This window comes from Bacillus sp. F2HM (assembly GCF_019266135.1).
GTDB lineage: Bacteria > Bacillota > Bacilli > Bacillales > Bacillaceae > Bacillus > Bacillus safensis.
Window position 1 is genome coordinate 63,219 of record NZ_LRMO01000007.1, and the last position, 16,189, is coordinate 79,407.

Below are 16,189 nucleotides of genomic sequence, written 5' to 3' on the forward strand. Positions count from 1 at the left end.
TGAGGAGGAGAGAGAAAAAGAGAGAGCGTATACTAAAAGGAGAAAAGGAGTGAAGACTGATGAAATTTCAACAGTTTGAAGCCGCTCAATTACGTATCGCACGCCCAACCGTCAACATGAAAGAGGTTGTTTCCTTTTATGAAGAAGGCTTAGGGCTCAAACGAATAGGCTCATTTGATCAGCATGAAGGGTACGATGGTGTGATGCTCGGGCTGCCTCACCAGCATGTTCATTTAGAAATCACCAAACATGAAGAAGAAGAAAGCCTGCCCGTCCCGCATCCAGAACAGCTGCTTGTTTTCTATATTCCAGATGCAGAGGAATTTGAGCAAATGAAAAAGAGATTGCTCTCATTTGGCGGACGGCATGTCACCTCAACGAATCCATACTGGGACCGGGGAGGAGCAACCATTGAAGACCCAGATGGGTATCGAGTTGTGCTGATGAACACAGATGGAATCACCCCCGTTTAAAAAAAGACTCCCATGCCCGGGAGTCTTTTCTGTTATGAACGAGGCGTGACACACAGTTTTAGCTCTTTCAGCCCATACATACTGCTGCTTGTCATTGGAACGTACGAGAGGAGCTCTAGTGCCTCATATCGTTCTATTAAAATCTTTATAGCTGTACATGCTTCAAGACGTGCCAGTGGTGCACCAAGACAGAAATGGATACCGTGCCCGAAACCAATATGAGGGTTAGGGTGGCGGTGTATATCGAATTCATGTGCATTTGAAAATTGACGCTCATCCCGGTTGGCAGAAGCAAGAAACACAATCACATTGTCACCCTTTTTCAACACTTTCCCTCCAAGCTCTGTATCTTTTGTGACATAGCGGACGATTGTAGGAGCTGGTGCACGAAAACGGACGGCCTCTTCCACCGCACGTGGGATGAGTTCAGGTGATTGCGCGAGCGCTTCATACGCACCCGGCTGTTCTAACAAGCTGAAAATCATATTGGAGATCAAGTTGGTTGTTGTTTCGTTGCCGGCTAAAAGAAGAAGATTACAGAATGGAATTAATTCATCCGCTGCCAGCTTGTCTCCATTCTCCTCCGCTTGAATGATGAGGGAAATCAAATCATCACCAAGATTGTGACGCTTCTTTTCAATGGTGTCTGCAAAAAACGCCATCATGTCAGCTTCCCCTTTGTCACGTGTTTTCTGCCATTCAGCTACATCCTCCTCATTTTCACTTTTAGGCATGCTGACGAGAATATCTGACCATTCTTTAAAGGATTGTTTATGCTCTGACGGCACACCTAAAAGCTCTGCAATGACAATGACAGGAAGCGGATAGGAGATGTCCTGCACTAGGTCAATCTCTTTTTTCCTTCAAGTTGTGCCATGAGTCCTTCCATTAATTCATAAATACGAGGCTCCCACAATTTCATGACTCGAGGGGTAAAGGCTTTGCTGACAATGGAGCGGACGCGAGTGTGATTGGGCGGGTCCATCATCACCATTGTTTTCATCAGGGAATGCTTCCGCTGGTTTTTAGGGGGCTGACTCGAAAAGGTATCTTTATCGATTGTCACACGCTTGGCTTCCTCGTAGGTGAATACACTCCACGTTTGGCTGGCTTCATCAAAATGAACAGGTGATGTCTGACGCATGTTGGCATACCAATCAAATGGGTGATACGGGTCCTGCTTGTTTTTTCCTCTTAATAACGTTTTTTGCACGGCACTTGGGGACATTGTTTCCATGATCATCACTCCTTATAGGTTGTCAGATGCTTCCTTTTTTTCATTGTGTTAGATTAAAGTTAATTCATCAGCCTGGAGGATTCAACCAACAGAAAAGCGAAATCTGTTGAAGAAAATAGGAAGGGGAGAGCGGCTTGTGGCGGACTGCTACAGAGGGGATAAGCGCGCAACGGAATCAAAGCAGCAATTAAGAAAAGCATTATTTCAGTTATTAAGCGAGAAAGAATGGGGGAAGATTTCTGTACAGGATTTGACGAAAGTGGCAGGCATCCACCGCACGACCTTTTATCAGCATTATGAGGATAAATTTGATCTTGCCCAGCAGGTGATGGATGAGATGTTTGATGTAATGAAATGTGCCATTTTTGCGCCTGTACAAGAAGATGATTTGGAAAAAGAGCATCCGGCATATGTATATATTTTTCGATTTTATCAGCATTTGCAAGAACATGAAAAGGAGTATCAAATTCTCTTGAAACGAGGACGAGAGCTCAATATTCATGAAACGGTTCGTGCTTTTTTTGAAGAAAGCTTTTCTTTGGGGATAGAGGGGGTTGCAGGCTCAAAGCCTGATCCGCATCTCGTTCCTATCGACATGCAGAAGCAATTCGTTATTTCTGCTTACGTTGGAACGGCTGAATGGTGGCTGAGGACAGGTAGACCGTACTCACCAGACTTTATGGCAAATTCGATGATTCATTTAATTGAAAATCAATAGAAAGTAAGAACAATCAAAAACGTTGTTTTTACTCAAAATCTCCCTTTTTAAGCGCTGAAGAAGTGAGTAAAGCGCTTTTTCTCATATTTAAAACGAACAAAATTCGATTTCGAGATATTAATGTTCGGATTTTGCATTGACTTTTTCGTTGTGCATTGATAAAATAAATGTGTTTGAAAGAGATAACGTTTTGAAAGGTTAACGGAGGTGCACGATATGTCTTCAGTAGTCGTAGTAGGTACGCAGTGGGGTGACGAAGGGAAAGGGAAAATTACCGATTTCCTTTCAGAAAATGCAGAGGTGATTGCCCGTTATCAAGGGGGAAACAATGCAGGTCACACGATCAAATTTGATGGAGTGACTTATAAGCTACACCTCATTCCATCCGGTATTTTTTATAAAGAGAAAACTTGTGTCATCGGTAATGGAATGGTGGTTGATCCTAAAGCGTTGGTCACTGAGCTTGCGTATCTTCACGAACGGAATGTGAGTACAGATAACCTCAGAATCAGCAATAGAGCCCATGTTATTCTGCCTTACCATCTAAAATTGGACGAGGTAGAAGAGGAGCGGAAAGGGGCTAACAAGATCGGTACGACGAAAAAAGGAATCGGACCAGCTTATATGGATAAAGCTGCCCGCGTCGGTATCCGCGTCGCAGATCTATTAGATCGTGAAGTATTTGAAGAGAAGCTTGCACGCAATCTAGAAGAGAAAAATCGTCTTTTAGAGAAAATGTACGACACAGAAGGCTTCAAGATTGAAGATATTTTAGACGAGTATTATGAATATGGCCAGCAAGTGAAAAAATATGTCGTAGACACATCTGTTGTCCTGAATGATGCACTAGATGAAGGCCGCCGCGTGTTATTTGAAGGCGCACAAGGGGTCATGCTTGATATCGATCAAGGGACATACCCATTTGTGACGTCATCTAACCCAGTAGCTGGAGGCGTGACGATTGGTTCTGGCGTAGGACCAACGAAAATTCAACATGTGGTCGGCGTGTCAAAAGCGTACACAACACGTGTTGGAGATGGCCCATTCCCAACAGAACTCCATGATGAAATTGGCGATCAAATTCGTGAGGTTGGCCGTGAATACGGTACGACAACTGGACGCCCGCGCCGTGTCGGCTGGTTTGACAGCGTTGTTGTCCGTCATGCACGCCGTGTGAGCGGAATTACAGATTTATCTCTTAACTCAATTGATGTACTAACAGGGATTGAAAAATTGAAAATCTGTGTCGCTTATAAATTGAATGGAGAAATTACTGAGGAATTCCCAGCAAGCCTAAATGAATTAGCGAAATGTGAGCCTGTCTACGAAGAAATGCCAGGATGGACAGAGGATATTACAGGTGTGAAGAACTTAAGTGAGCTGCCTGCAAATGCCCGCCATTATTTAGAGCGCATTTCACAATTAACAGGTATTCCACTTTCCATTTTCTCAGTCGGACCAGATCGTTCACAAACGAACGTTGTCCGCAGCGTGTACCGTCCATAAGAATAGATTGATGAAGCACCAGTAAAATCTCGCATTTTACTGGTGTTTTTTTGTTTAAATATTCCTTAATTTCACTAGAACGGACTTCCGGTCATTACCAAAATATGATAACTGTATAGGAGGAAGGAGCGTTCTAGTGAAAGAAAGAATACGATTATTAGATATTTTACGAGGTTTTGCCATACTAGGCACCTTGGGAACGAACGTCTGGTTTTTTGCGTATGCAGGGGATACCTTTGCGACAGATCAGATTGCAGATGAATATGAAAATGGCAGTTTTCTAGAAAGTCTTGTCTCCATGTTCGTTTATGGAAAAATGCTCTCGCTGCTCACGATCATGTTTGGTGTTGGATTGGAGCTGAAATACCAGCAGGCAAAAAGGAAAAACACGCCTTGGCCGGGTACTTATTTATGGATTCTTTTATTTTTATTTATCGAAGGCTTTGTCCATTTTGCGCTTGTGATGGAATATGATGTGCTCATGAGCTATGCCGTTACTGGGCTGCTTGTGGCTTACATTGTACGGGGAGGAAGCAGGCGCATCAAAAAGGGCATGATGTTCTCAGGTGTGATTCATCTGCTCGTGATGTCATGTCTGATGCTGTACTCCCTCTCTGAAATGGAGTCAGCATCCGATGATCAAAGCGGTGAACCGGCGCTGGAAGAGCAGCTGCCAGAGACATGGATCTCGCAGATTCAAGAACGGTTACAATACTTCTTCATGTATGAGAAGAAGCAATCTTTATTATTCCAATGAACACATTTCTGTTTTTATTGGGTGTGCGGATGATGAGAGCCGGTGTATTTTATGCAAATGAACGCGGACAATCTCTCCGGAAAATATTGTTCCGAATCGGGCAGTGGGTTGGTCTGCCGCTGAATGCACTAGTCTTCGTTCCGAACGATCTAGTGGAATTTGTGGTGCGCTACGTCTTTTCACCATTCCTCTCTATTTTCTATATAGCTGTCATTGCGAAGTTCCTCGCATGCACGGAGTCATGGTTCATGTGGACTTGGTTTGAATATGTAGGGAAAATGGCGCTTAGCTGCTACATCCTGCAAAATGTCATCTGCTCCATTCTTTTTTATAGCTGGGGATTGGGTCTTGGCGGTCAAATCAATGCGCCCCTTATTGTATTGGCATGGGTGTTGATTTCACTTCTGCAAATCGCAATTTCAGCAGTTTGCCTAAAGGTTTGGAGAATTGGACCAATGGAATATATCCGTTCACGGGCACTTCGCAGGGTGACGATGAAACAAGCATCATAAAGGGGAGAGCACAATGTTTTTTAAAAAAATGACGAAAAGAGAACAAGCGAATGCACATAAAGCAGCTGTGCCAGCATTTGTCTTTTATCTTCTGGCATTAGGAGGGCATGCGCTGTACGCGTTTTTCCAAGGTGACAGACCACCGGTTACTTTTGTCATTTTAATGGCGGGACTCCTTGTTTTTTTCTCCGCTGACTGGCTAGTTAACAAAAAACGTTCATAAAAAAGCCCCCATCACGAGGGCTTTTTCCTTACTTCAGGCTTTTATATTGGCCTTTTAAATTTTTGCGGATGTACTGAATGATTTTGCGTAGTTCGTTGGCATGCGGTCTGCCAAACGGACTTGTTTGTCTTTGCTGATAGAGCACTTGACCTTTTTCATTTAATAAGAAATAGGCGGGTTCACCGTGCACCCCGTGGTCTTCATATGGGGCATCTTCCCCGTGATAGTGGACTTCATATGCTTTTAATGACGTGAGGTCATGGTCATACATGATCGGGAAGGACAGTCCCTCTTTATCCGCAAATGCCTTCAAGTCATCAGGGTTATCCGTGGAAATCGCCATCAAGTGAATACCCTTGTCCTGAAAATATGACTGCTGCTGTTCGAGCTCTTTTAATTCTTCTACACATACCGGGCACCAAGATCCTCTAAAGAAAACGATCAGGTGCCAGCTTTGATGCTCCTCTAAATGTTTGTCGAATTCAATGTGATCGCCCTGTATTGTTGGAAGTGAAAAGTTGGGCATTTTATCTCCTAATTTGAATGAACTCATACTGCTTCCTCCTTTTTCAATGACAATGTCACTTGTTTCATGTATAGCCATTTTTGAGCGGCCTGAAACGTGTCTATGTGTTTGAGTAGGCAGAAGACTTCCGAAAGGCGTATCTAATGAAGGCGGTTGCAGAAGTGGGAGCTTTGATAGAAGATATTTAAATCCGACACTTTTTTTAAAAAAATGTCGAAAAACGTATTGCCATATGTAATTACTCTATGATATTATAAATCTCGTTGTTGCAAAGGTCTCTGAAACTTGTTAGGATGCGATGTTCCAGCTTTTTTAAAGCGATTGGTTTGGCGCAATACAGCTTCTTCAGATTCACTTTTCACAAGCCGAGAGCCATTAGCTCAGTTGGTAGAGCATCTGACTTTTAATCAGAGGGTCGAAGGTTCGAGTCCTTCATGGCTCACCATGTATTGGCCCGTTGGTCAAGCGGTTAAGACACCGCCCTTTCACGGCGGTAACACGGGTTCGAATCCCGTACGGGTCATTGATTTACTTTAGCGTTAAGCTAATTTTTTCCTCACTTGCTTGAAGGAGCACCACGATTGCTTTTTCGGGCAAGTTACTGAGGTCCGGTAGTTCAGTTGGTTAGAATGCCTGCCTGTCACGCAGGAGGTCGCGGGTTCGAGTCCCGTCCGGACCGCCATTTATACATATTCATCTTTTTGATGATGGCTCGGTAGCTCAGTTGGTAGAGCAACGGACTGAAAATCCGTGTGTCGGCGGTTCGATTCCGTCCCGAGCCACTTCCAAACGCATCTGCAATCGCAGGTGCGTTTTTATTATGAAAAGAAGGCATAAAAAGGGAGAAGCCGGACCTAGGTAGGGCCCGGCTCCATAAGAAGAAGACGTTACATCTATATAGACGGCTGGTGATTGGAAAAGTTTCAATAAAAAAGGAAAAAGTCATCAATTTTTTCGAGCGGCGCCTTCCTATCCAACGTTTACTAGAAAAGAAAGCCGTTATTATTTTTATCTTTGCCTCGTAAAACGTTATAATAGACAGTGAGCCTTTTTTTCGCAAACGGAAAAGGCGTTATGATACATGCAAAATGGAATGACATAGATGCTAAAAATGCAGGAGGAAATCACAATGGAAAAAAAGATTCTTGTCGTAGATGATGAAAAACCGATTGCTGATATATTGGAATTTAATTTAAGGAAAGAGGGCTATGAGGTTCATTGTGCATATGATGGAAACGAAGCCCTTGAAATGGTAGAAGAAATCAAGCCGGACATTATTCTGCTCGACATTATGCTGCCGAATAAAGATGGTGTTGAAGTATGCCGTGAAGTGAGAAAGAAATATGACATGCCGATTATCATGCTGACAGCAAAAGACTCTGAAATTGATAAAGTCATCGGCCTTGAGCTTGGCGCAGATGATTATGTGACAAAGCCTTTCAGCACGCGTGAGCTGCTTGCCCGTGTGAAAGCGAATTTGAGAAGACAAACCGCTGCTCCGCAGACGGAGGAAGAATCTGAATCAAATGATATTGAGGTTGGATCACTTGTTATTTATCCAGATGCGTATGTGGTGTCTAAGCGGGAGGAAACGATTGAATTGACGCACCGTGAGTTCGAACTGCTTCATTATTTAGCGAAACATATCGGACAAGTCATGACACGTGAGCACTTGCTTCAAACGGTATGGGGCTACGATTACTTCGGGGATGTCCGTACAGTAGACGTCACAGTCCGCCGTCTTCGTGAAAAGATTGAAGACAACCCTAGCCACCCGAGCTGGATCGTGACAAGACGAGGCGTCGGCTACTATTTAAGAAACCCAGAGCAGGACTAAGATTCTTATGAGTAAAGTAGGTTTTTTTCGCTCGATTCACTTCAAATTGACCTTGATTTACGTGCTGCTGATCATCGTCGCCATGCAGATCATTGGCGTGTACTTTGTGAAGCAGCTAGAGCAGTCCTTAATTAATTCATATGATAATTCCTTGAATCAGCGAATCTACTCGTTATCGTATTACCTAGAACAAGATTCATCGAAAAGCAAGGCAGAATTAAAAGAGGATGCTCAAAAGATATTAAACGATTTTAACAACAAAGATGAGTCTAATGAAATCTCTGAAGTCAGCTATATTGACGAAAGCAGAGAGGTCATTGCCTCTGTAAATAACGGCAGTCAAGAGATTGCCGGCAAGAAAATCACTGATCAAATCATTAGCCGTATTTTTGCGGTCGGCAAAGACTATGAGAAAAAATTCTATGACCCTGAATCAAATAAAAGGGTGCGTATTTCTGCGACAGCCGTAAAAAATGAGAACCAAGAGACCGTTGGTGTGATTTATGTTGTGTCTTCAATGGAAAGTGTTTTTAACCAAATGCGAACCATTAACACCATTTTAGCGACTGGGACACTGATTGCACTTGGGACGACTGCTCTACTTGGTATCTTCATCTTTAGAACGATCACTCATCCTATTTCAGATATGAGAAAGCAGGCGATCGAGCTTGCCAAAGGGAACTTCTCCAGAAAGGTCCGGAAGTATGGACATGACGAGATTGGCCAGCTTGCGACAACCTTTAACCATCTGACGAGAGAGCTGGAGGAAGCTCAGCTGATGACGGAGGGGGAGCGGAAAAAGCTTTCTTCTGTTATTGCCTATATGACGGACGGTGTCATCGCAACGAATCAAAACGGTGCAATTATTCTATTAAACAGCCCTGCATTAGAACTGTTAAATGTTTCACGTGAAACAGCACTAGAGATGCCGATCACGTCTTTACTTGGCTTAGAGGAAACTCATACATTTGAAGATTTAGTCGAAAATCAAGATTCCATGCTGATCGAAATTGAGCGCGAAGATCAGCTGTCTGTATTGCGTGTTAATTTCTCCGTCATTCAGAAAGAGCATGGGAAAATTGATGGCTTAATTGCGGTCATTTATGACGTCACAGAGCAGGAGAAAATTGATGCTGAACGTCGTGAATTCGTAGCGAACGTATCGCATGAGCTGCGCACACCGCTGACGACGATGCGAAGCTATCTTGAGGCACTGGCTGAAGGTGCGATTGGTGATAAAGAGCTTGCGCCAAGATTCCTCAGTGTCACGCAAAATGAAACTGAGCGCATGATCCGGCTTGTCAATGACCTGTTGCAGCTGTCTAAGTTCGACAGCAAGGATTATCAATTCAACCGTGAGTGGACGAACTTTATCAGGTTTATCTCGCTCGTCATTGATCGTTTTGAAATGACGAAGGAGCAGCATGTCGATTTTATCCGCAACCTGCCGCAGCGTGAAGTATATGTAGAAATCGATCAAGATAAAATTACACAGGTGCTCGATAATATCATTTCCAATGCCATGAAATACTCACCAGAGGGTGGACACATCACGTTTACCGTTGATCTGGATGAAGAGAAAGGCCTTGTGTTATTCAGCGTCAAAGATGAAGGAATCGGTATTCCGAAGAAGGATATGGATAAAATCTTTGAACGTTTTTATCGGGTAGATAAAGCAAGAACAAGAAAGCTCGGCGGAACCGGCCTCGGTCTTGCGATTGCAAAAGAAATGGTTCAAGCTCATGGCGGAGATATTTGGGCTGACAGCATTGAAGGAAAAGGGACAACGGTGACCTTTACCCTTCCGTACAATGAAGAACAAGAGGATGATTGGGATGAAGCGTGAGACCTTTAAAACCATAATATTGACAATCCTAATTGCGATCAGTCTTGTATTTACGTGGAACATCTGGATGTTCCAGCCCGTCATGCAGGATCAGGCAGATACCGGCACAAAGGTCGTGGAAACGAAGAAGATTTCAAGCGACGAGCCTAGAAGTCTCATTGATGTCGTGAAGCCACGCGAGATGTTCATTCATTCAAATGGAGAGCATTTTAAAGTGGATCAAAAGGAACTCTTTCAAAACTTTTGGAATGATGTGAGCCTTTGGGATGTCAAAGAGATTAATGATGTGTCAGATCAATATTCCGAGCAGAAATTTAAGAATTTCTTCTATGGACGCGAAGGACAAGGGAAGACATTGGATCTTGTGTTCAATGATCCGATTCCGATTGATATTTTCCAAGCGCTCTTTAAATGGCCGAACAAGTCCATTGAATACAACTCGTTTGATCGGATGATTGTGCCGTTCGCCCAGCAGGATAAGGCCAATAAAAAAGTGTATTTGGTCTCATACAGCAAGGAAACGGTGCTTGAGCTGACAATTGAGTCCGCCAACTACCGTAATCTGATGGACAGTATCGCAGCCGCTCAAAACGAGATGCCGCGCTATGATCTTTATACATTCTCGACGAATTCTAAACGAGATTTCCTTCTTCCGAGAAAGCAAAAGCAGCTTGAATCGAAAATGTTCTTTATCGAAACGATTAAGACAAACAAATTCAAAGACGCTTTGTTTACGGACCCGAGCCTTGTCGGTGAGGAATCTAATTTAAACCGGACGGTGTACACAGATGGCACAAGCCGCCTTGAAGCCAATCAAAAAGACCACCGCATTCAATATCAGCACCGCAATATCAATTCCAGCACTGTTTTCCAAACGGGGGATTTGATTAAGCGAAGCGTGAAATATTTCAATGATACGGGAAGCTTTACTGATGACTATCAATATTTTGGCATCAACAGCAACCAGCAGCTGTCCTTTAATATGTTTATGGACGGTCTGCCGATTGTGAACAGTACAAAGCATCCATTTGGGATGACCTCCCTTGAAGTCCAATGGGCGAATGATGACATTTTGAATTACAAGCGCCCAAACTATATTCTTGGCAATAAAGCGAGTCAAAGTGAACAGGTCAAGCTGATGAATGGGACAGAGCTGAAGGACTTGATCATCAAGCAGACGAAATATGATGACCTGGAGAAAATTGAACAGATTTTCCCTGCATATCAAGCTGTTTCAACTGCATCAGATCAAGATCAAGCAATGTTTGTCTGGCTGGAGCCTGTATGGTGTATGAAATATAACGGCAAAACCGTGATTCTATCGAATGATCTTTTGACAGAGGGGAGCGAGAATCATGGAGTGGAATAAGACCAAAACGATCTTTATCCTAGCCTTTCTCGTTCTCGATATCTTTCTAGGTTTTCAATACTTTGAAAAACGGTCAACCGATCATTTTGCGATTATCGAAAAAACGGATACGCTGGAAGAAATGAAGGCAGACGGGATCAAATATGGCAATCTATCAGATGAAGCGAAGATTGGATACCGCATTACAGCTGAAAAGAAGCAATATACGAAAAAGGATGTCGACGGATTAGCTGATCAAAAGGCGAAAAGCACATTCCCGAAAACAGACAAAGATGATCCTGTCACGCTGCTTGAAATGACCTTCAACAAACCAGTTGCCTTGCCGAAAAAGGATATCAAAACAGCGGCGACGAACCTTGTGAACCAGCGTTTGCTGGATGGGAAGAATTATAAGCTGTGGAATATAGATGAGGAGACAGGGAAAATCGTCTTTTTCCAAACGTATAAAGGGAAATACATCTTCCAAGAAGGCCTTGATGACACCGAAACCATCGGGCAAATCACCTTAAATCTCAACGATCAAAACGAAGTCGTCTCTTATCAGCAATCGATGGTGACATCGATTAATGAAGTGAGAAAAGAAACCCTTGTCCCAGCACTTGAAACAGTGAAGGACTTATATACGCAAAATATGCTGAGTCAAAATACGACCGTGAAAAAGGTAGAGCTTGGCTACTATACGCAATACCCTGGGGCAAGCACGCAAGTCATGGTTCCTGTATGGCGGGTGGAGCTTGAAGGCGTATCAGCAGGTTCAAAGAAAAAGACAGAAGAAGAATATTTGATCAATGCCATTGATGGCTCAACACTTGATCATATAGAGAAAGATGACAAATCTTCAATGGAGTGAGAGAACATGAGCTTGCAGTTCAGTGTACTAGCGAGCGGAAGTACGGGGAACGCTTTTTATTTAGAAACAGACGAGCATGCCTTTTTGGTGGATGCTGGTTTAAGCGGCAAACAGATGGTCGAGCTGCTTGGCCAAATCGACCGCAAGCCTGAAGACTTGGACGGCATTTTTGTGACACACGAGCACTCCGATCATATTAAAGGGCTTGGGGTCATGGCAAGAAAGTACAAGCTTCCTGTCTATGCAAATGCGAAAACATGGAAGGCAATGGAGTCTCATATCGGAAAGATTGACACAGAGCAGAAATTCCATTTTGATATGGAGACCGTTCAATCCTTTGGCGGTCTTGATGTCGAGTCATTTGGCGTCTCTCATGATGCGGCAGAGCCTATGTTTTACGTGTTCCATTATGGAGGGCGCAAACTTGCCCTCATGACAGATACAGGCTATGTGAGTGACCGCATGAAAGGCATTATTAAGTCAGCCAATACGTTTGTGTTTGAGAGCAATCATGATGTCGGGATGCTGCAAATGGGCCGATACCCATGGAGCATTAAGCGCAGAATTCTGAGCGATGTCGGACATGTATCAAATGAAGATGCTGCTCTTGCGATGACTGATGTCATTGGAGATGCCACCTCACGCATTTATTTGGCTCACTTGAGTCAAGACAACAACATGAAGGATTTAGCCCGTATGGCAGTCCAGCAGACGCTTGAAATGAAGGGCTTTGTTGTGGGGGACGGCTTTGATTTATTTGATACGGACCCGAAAAAAGCAACCCCGCTTTGCGCCGTATGATTTTTACAATCGTATGATTAAGATAAGAGCTTCTTACCAACACTATATACATCATCTATTCACTGAAAGGAAGGAAACATAGTGGATTATCGCGATGTAGAGTGGAAGCCGAGACGAAGCAGAAAAGGATATTTTCTTTCTGGTTTGATCGGTGTATTGGTAGGAGCTTTTTTAATGGGATTCTTTTTCCCCTATGTATCTGGACAGAGCGGCAGTCCCTTTGGATGGCAGCAGAACGGTGATGGACAAGCATCACAGGGTCCTTTAAAGACGGTGAATGTGAACGTCAATGATGCTGTCACAAAAGTGGTGTCTAATATGTCAGATACGGTGGTCGGCGTCATTAATATCCAAAAGTCGAGCTTTTGGGAGGAAGGCGGAGAAGCAGGCAGCGGGTCAGGTGTGATTTATAAAAAAAAGGGTGACACGTTTTATATTGTCACAAACCATCACGTCATTAAAGGCGCCAACCAGCTTGAAGTGAGCCTCCATGACGGGACAAGAATTGGTGCCAATCTTGTCGGCAGCGATCAGCTTATGGATTTAGCTGTTCTCACTGTCAAAAGTGATAAAATCAAGAAAACGGCAGCCTTCGGTAACTCAGATCATGTGAAGCCGGGTGAGCCAGTCATCGCCATTGGAAATCCATTAGGGCTTGAATTCGCAGGGTCTGTCACACAAGGAGTCATTTCAGGCACAGAGCGAGCGATCCCTGTTGACTCAAATGGAGACGGACAGACGGATTGGAATGCAGAGGTACTGCAAACAGATGCCGCTATCAACCCTGGAAACAGCGGTGGTGCCTTGATCAATATGGACGGAAAGGTGATCGGCATCAACTCAATGAAGATTGCTGAATCAGAGGTAGAAGGAATCGGGCTGTCTATTCCAGCGAATCTGGTCATTCCTGTCATAGAGGATTTAGAGCGCTACGGAGAGGTAAAGCGTCCGTATCTTGGTGTCGGCATGAAATCATTAGCGGATATTGCGAGCTACCACTGGCAGGAAACGTTGAAACTGCCATCTAAGGTTACATCTGGTGTTGTTGTCATGAGTGTTGAGCCGTTATCTCCAGCAGGAAAAGCGGGACTAAAAGAGCTGGATGTCGTGACCTCTTTTGATGGCAAGAGTGTACAGAATATCGTGGATCTTCGTAAGTACTTATATCAAAGGAAGGTCGGCGACAAGGTAAAGGTGCAGTTTTACCGAAGCGGGAAGAAAAAATCAGCAGAGATCAAACTTTCTCAAACCGACCAATATGGCGGCTAACCAGTTCCAGTAAGGGACTGGTTTTTTTGGCATGACTGACATATGATGAAGAAAAGGGGGTTGTACGATTGGTTACACTACAACGGATGTCACAAACCGATTACGATGTATTGATGGAGAAGGCCATTCAGCGGTACGCGGAAGAAAAGGTACTCGCAGGAACATGGAAGAAGGAAGAATCACTTGCGAACGCAGAAGAACAATTTGACAGGCTTCTTCCAGAAGGACTTCAGACAGAGCATCATGAGCTGTGGAATTTCTTAAATGGAGATGAAGCGATTGGCTGGGTTTGGCTTTGCTATGACCCGAATCACCCGCAGCACGAAGGATTTATTTATAACTTTATTTTGTTTGAAGCTTATCGAGGAAAAGGCTTTGCAAAGCAGGCCATTGCTGCATTAGAGGAGCAGGCAAAGTCATTAGGTGTGCAAAAACTCTCGCTCCATGTCTTTGCTCACAATCAAATCGCCCGTTCGCTGTACGAGAAAACAGGATTTGCAGAAACCGGTATCTATATGAGTAAACCTTTATAAAAAAAGAAGAAGTACCGTGCAGAAAGCGTACGGTACTTTTTTATGAGGACATCATGGCATCCTGAGCCGTGACTCTGTATAAATCGACTTTACACTTCACGAAAGCGCGAATGATCGCTGGAACTTGAGCTTCTGAACGAATTAACAATGAGGTCTCGTCATCACTGATCACAAGATCTGTTCCGACAGTTTGTAGGTACTGCGTGAGAACAGGTTTCACCTCATCATCAATCCATGCATGCTTGAAGGTTGCACGTATGTTTGAGGATGTGATGGTTTTCTCTTGAGGATGAGTATGTGGGGACACTAATTTTCCTTCAGAAATGAACGCCGTTTTGGTACAAATACTATTGGTGAACCTTGGGCGGTCAGCAGTTAAAAAGACGGTTTTCCCTTCATCCTTTAATGTTTCAATGACCCGCTGGATGTGCAAGATCGAATCTGCATCAATATCGGCAAAAGGTTCGTCGAGTAAAATAAATTCCGGCTGATGGGCGATGGCCTGCGCCATTCCAAGCCGCTTTTTCATACCAGGTGTGAAGGCACCGACCTTCTCCTGATGATCATGATGTAAACCGACAAATTCGAGCAGTTCTTCATAATCACTTGTTTTCTGGCGTGTTCCGGTGATTTTTGATAAATAGGCAATATGCTCAAGAGCCGTAAGACCTTCATATAAATCCGTATATTCTGGCAGAACACCGATATGCTGTCTCACTTTTTTTAGCGAAGGCTTATTCATCACTGTAAACGTACCAGAGGTAGGGCGGGAGATGCCGGTAATGATATTGAAAAAGGTCGTCTTACCAGATCCCTTTGGTCCAATGAGGCCGAAGATATCGCCTTGATTGACATCAAGATTAATATGGTCTATTGCGACTTTTGTACGATATTTTTTTGTAAGACCTTTTGTATGAAGCATCTACACATCCCTCCTTTGAAACAGCAGTGCAGTTCCAATGAGTAAGATAACGGTCAATGCCGTGTTCATTAGGACATAGGTCAGCGGTTCACTCCAGCGCGCATAATAATAAGGCGTCATATATTGGAACCAATGAATCATTCGTTCTGAAGAAAGAACAGAAATCATACTGACGATTGGGAAAAGAAAGGAAAATAACATGCCGACAAACATTGATTTCTGCGGTGTTGGAAAGAGCATGGACAAAAATAAAGCACATGAGATACCGACACTGATAAAGGTTAAGATTTTTAAGGCATCTGAGAACAGAAAACGGTGTGAAATCACCATATTCAGGACATATGTCGTCATAATACAGCTAAGCCAAAACAGCATCAGTCCAAGATATTTCCCGATGATAATGTTCAAACGGGTTGTTTTACTGACGAGAAAACGAATGGTTTTCAAATGAATTTCGCGGCTCAAAATATCATGAGACAACAAAAAAATAAGGAAGAAACCAAATAAAGACATCACCAGTTCATTCCCAATAGAATAAGGATCCTTTGCCAGTTCCCATTTTTCCTGATGAGCAGCGATAAACGGAAGACTTGAAACAAAAGTAGATAAAATGAAAATAATAACAATTGTTAAAATAGATTTTGTGCTTTTGAAGAGCTGCTTAAACTCATTCATACAGATGGTCCACACACGCTGTACCTCCCTTCACCTTTATTATACCCCTAGAAAAGAAAGACACCATATCTCGCTCTTTAACATTTGTTTAAATTTCATAAAAAGAAGACTCTTCCAGCACCAGTTGACTCATTT

Annotated in this window: 14 protein-coding genes, 4 tRNA genes and 2 pseudogenes; 16 read left to right on the forward strand and 4 right to left on the reverse strand. The window is 43.4% G+C overall.

All coding sequences use genetic code 11. The features are described 5' to 3' along the window. Positions 1–59 precede the first annotated feature (59 nt). On the forward strand, positions 60–473 hold the full coding sequence (locus AWT60_RS04835) for a VOC family protein (RefSeq protein WP_041106759.1): 414 nt from the start codon (positions 60–62) through the stop codon (positions 471–473). Positions 474–505: 32 nt separating this feature from the next. Here the strand turns inward: AWT60_RS04835 and AWT60_RS04840 are convergent. After that, positions 506–1,710, reverse strand: a pseudogene (locus AWT60_RS04840) (cytochrome P450). Between the two features lie 136 nt (positions 1,711–1,846). Between AWT60_RS04840 and AWT60_RS04845 the strand changes: the two are divergent. The 4 genes and pseudogenes from AWT60_RS04845 to AWT60_RS04860 all read left to right on the forward strand — a co-directional run bounded on the left by AWT60_RS04845 (position 1,847) and on the right by AWT60_RS04860 (position 5,426). Next, positions 1,847–2,428 (forward strand): TetR/AcrR family transcriptional regulator, encoded by a 582-nt coding sequence (locus AWT60_RS04845; RefSeq protein WP_041106756.1) that lies wholly within the window; start codon positions 1,847–1,849, stop codon positions 2,426–2,428. A 216-nt stretch (positions 2,429–2,644) separates the two neighbouring features. Then, positions 2,645–3,934 carry an adenylosuccinate synthase gene (locus AWT60_RS04850; RefSeq protein WP_024424032.1) on the forward strand — a complete coding sequence of 430 codons (1,290 nt, stop codon included), beginning with the start codon at positions 2,645–2,647 and terminating at the stop codon, positions 3,932–3,934. Between the two features lie 136 nt (positions 3,935–4,070). Then, positions 4,071–5,203 (forward strand): annotated as a pseudogene (locus tag AWT60_RS04855) (DUF418 domain-containing protein). A 13-nt stretch (positions 5,204–5,216) separates the two neighbouring features. After that, positions 5,217–5,426, forward strand: coding sequence for a hypothetical protein (locus tag AWT60_RS04860; protein ID WP_041106751.1), 210 nt, complete (start codon positions 5,217–5,219; stop codon positions 5,424–5,426). Positions 5,427–5,454: 28 nt separating this feature from the next. On the opposite strand, the gene AWT60_RS04865 is transcribed toward AWT60_RS04860, so the two are convergent. Continuing rightward, on the reverse strand, positions 5,455–5,979 hold the full coding sequence (locus AWT60_RS04865; protein ID WP_218676982.1) for a peroxiredoxin family protein: 525 nt from the start codon (positions 5,977–5,979) through the stop codon (positions 5,455–5,457). A 342-nt stretch (positions 5,980–6,321) separates the two neighbouring features. Here AWT60_RS04865 and AWT60_RS04870 point away from each other — a divergent pair. From AWT60_RS04870 to AWT60_RS04920, 11 genes are all read left to right on the forward strand, one after another. After that, positions 6,322–6,397, forward strand: a tRNA-Lys gene (locus AWT60_RS04870). Between the two features lie 6 nt (positions 6,398–6,403). Next, positions 6,404–6,475, forward strand: a tRNA-Glu gene (locus AWT60_RS04875). Between the two features lie 82 nt (positions 6,476–6,557). Beyond that, positions 6,558–6,634: transfer RNA gene (locus AWT60_RS04880), tRNA-Asp, on the forward strand. 27 nt (positions 6,635–6,661) lie between these two features. Further along, positions 6,662–6,734: transfer RNA gene (locus tag AWT60_RS04885), tRNA-Phe, on the forward strand. A gap of 347 nt (positions 6,735–7,081) precedes the next feature. Next, complete coding sequence (gene yycF / locus AWT60_RS04890) at positions 7,082–7,789, forward strand: response regulator YycF (protein ID WP_024424030.1); 708 nt, start codon at positions 7,082–7,084, stop codon at positions 7,787–7,789. Between the two features lie 7 nt (positions 7,790–7,796). After that, a complete protein-coding gene (walK, locus tag AWT60_RS04895; RefSeq protein ID WP_024424029.1) occupies positions 7,797–9,635 on the forward strand; it encodes a cell wall metabolism sensor histidine kinase WalK in 1,839 nt (612 codons plus the stop codon). Beyond that, complete coding sequence (yycH, locus tag AWT60_RS04900) at positions 9,625–11,004, forward strand: two-component system activity regulator YycH (RefSeq protein WP_163114560.1); 1,380 nt, start codon at positions 9,625–9,627, stop codon at positions 11,002–11,004. Before walK ends, yycH begins: the two co-directional genes overlap by 11 nt. Continuing rightward, entirely contained in the window at positions 10,991–11,854 is an 864-nt protein-coding gene (locus AWT60_RS04905) for a two-component system regulatory protein YycI (RefSeq protein ID WP_163114562.1), read from the forward strand. Before yycH ends, AWT60_RS04905 begins: the two co-directional genes overlap by 14 nt. Positions 11,855–11,860: 6 nt before the next feature. Next, positions 11,861–12,655, forward strand: a complete 795-nt coding sequence (locus AWT60_RS04910) for an MBL fold metallo-hydrolase (protein WP_024424026.1) — start codon at positions 11,861–11,863, stop codon at positions 12,653–12,655. A gap of 78 nt (positions 12,656–12,733) precedes the next feature. Next, the gene (locus AWT60_RS04915) at positions 12,734–13,924 is read left to right on the forward strand and encodes a S1C family serine protease (protein WP_373272897.1); all 1,191 of its coding nucleotides are present in this window, start codon (positions 12,734–12,736) and stop codon (positions 13,922–13,924) included. 68 nt (positions 13,925–13,992) lie between these two features. Continuing rightward, on the forward strand, positions 13,993–14,457 hold the full coding sequence (locus AWT60_RS04920; RefSeq protein ID WP_065215015.1) for a GNAT family N-acetyltransferase: 465 nt from the start codon (positions 13,993–13,995) through the stop codon (positions 14,455–14,457). Between the two features lie 40 nt (positions 14,458–14,497). On the opposite strand, the gene AWT60_RS04925 is transcribed toward AWT60_RS04920, so the two are convergent. Further along, positions 14,498–15,379 carry an ABC transporter ATP-binding protein gene (locus AWT60_RS04925; RefSeq protein ID WP_041106741.1) on the reverse strand — a complete coding sequence of 294 codons (882 nt, stop codon included), beginning with the start codon at positions 15,377–15,379 and terminating at the stop codon, positions 14,498–14,500. Then, positions 15,380–16,069, reverse strand: coding sequence for an ABC transporter permease subunit (locus AWT60_RS04930; protein ID WP_025093692.1), 690 nt, complete (start codon positions 16,067–16,069; stop codon positions 15,380–15,382). Positions 16,070–16,189 lie beyond the last annotated feature (120 nt).

Bases quoted from the DNA above. Each gene is read 5' to 3' on its own strand.
- AWT60_RS04835 (WP_041106759.1), top strand. From the start codon at position 60: ATGAAATTTCAACAGTTTGAAGCCGCTCAATTACGTATCGCACGCCCA.
- AWT60_RS04850 (WP_024424032.1), top strand. From the start codon at position 2,645: ATGTCTTCAGTAGTCGTAGTAGGTACGCAGTGGGGTGACGAAGGGAAA.
- AWT60_RS04860 (WP_041106751.1), top strand. From the start codon at position 5,217: ATGTTTTTTAAAAAAATGACGAAAAGAGAACAAGCGAATGCACATAAA.
- AWT60_RS04865 (WP_218676982.1), bottom strand. From the start codon at position 5,979: ATGAGTTCATTCAAATTAGGAGATAAAATGCCCAACTTTTCACTTCCA.
- yycF (WP_024424030.1), top strand. From the start codon at position 7,082: ATGGAAAAAAAGATTCTTGTCGTAGATGATGAAAAACCGATTGCTGAT.
- walK (WP_024424029.1), top strand. From the start codon at position 7,797: ATGAGTAAAGTAGGTTTTTTTCGCTCGATTCACTTCAAATTGACCTTG.
- yycH (WP_163114560.1), top strand. From the start codon at position 9,625: ATGAAGCGTGAGACCTTTAAAACCATAATATTGACAATCCTAATTGCG.
- AWT60_RS04905 (WP_163114562.1), top strand. From the start codon at position 10,991: ATGGAGTGGAATAAGACCAAAACGATCTTTATCCTAGCCTTTCTCGTT.
- AWT60_RS04910 (WP_024424026.1), top strand. From the start codon at position 11,861: ATGAGCTTGCAGTTCAGTGTACTAGCGAGCGGAAGTACGGGGAACGCT.
- AWT60_RS04925 (WP_041106741.1), bottom strand. From the start codon at position 15,379: ATGCTTCATACAAAAGGTCTTACAAAAAAATATCGTACAAAAGTCGCA.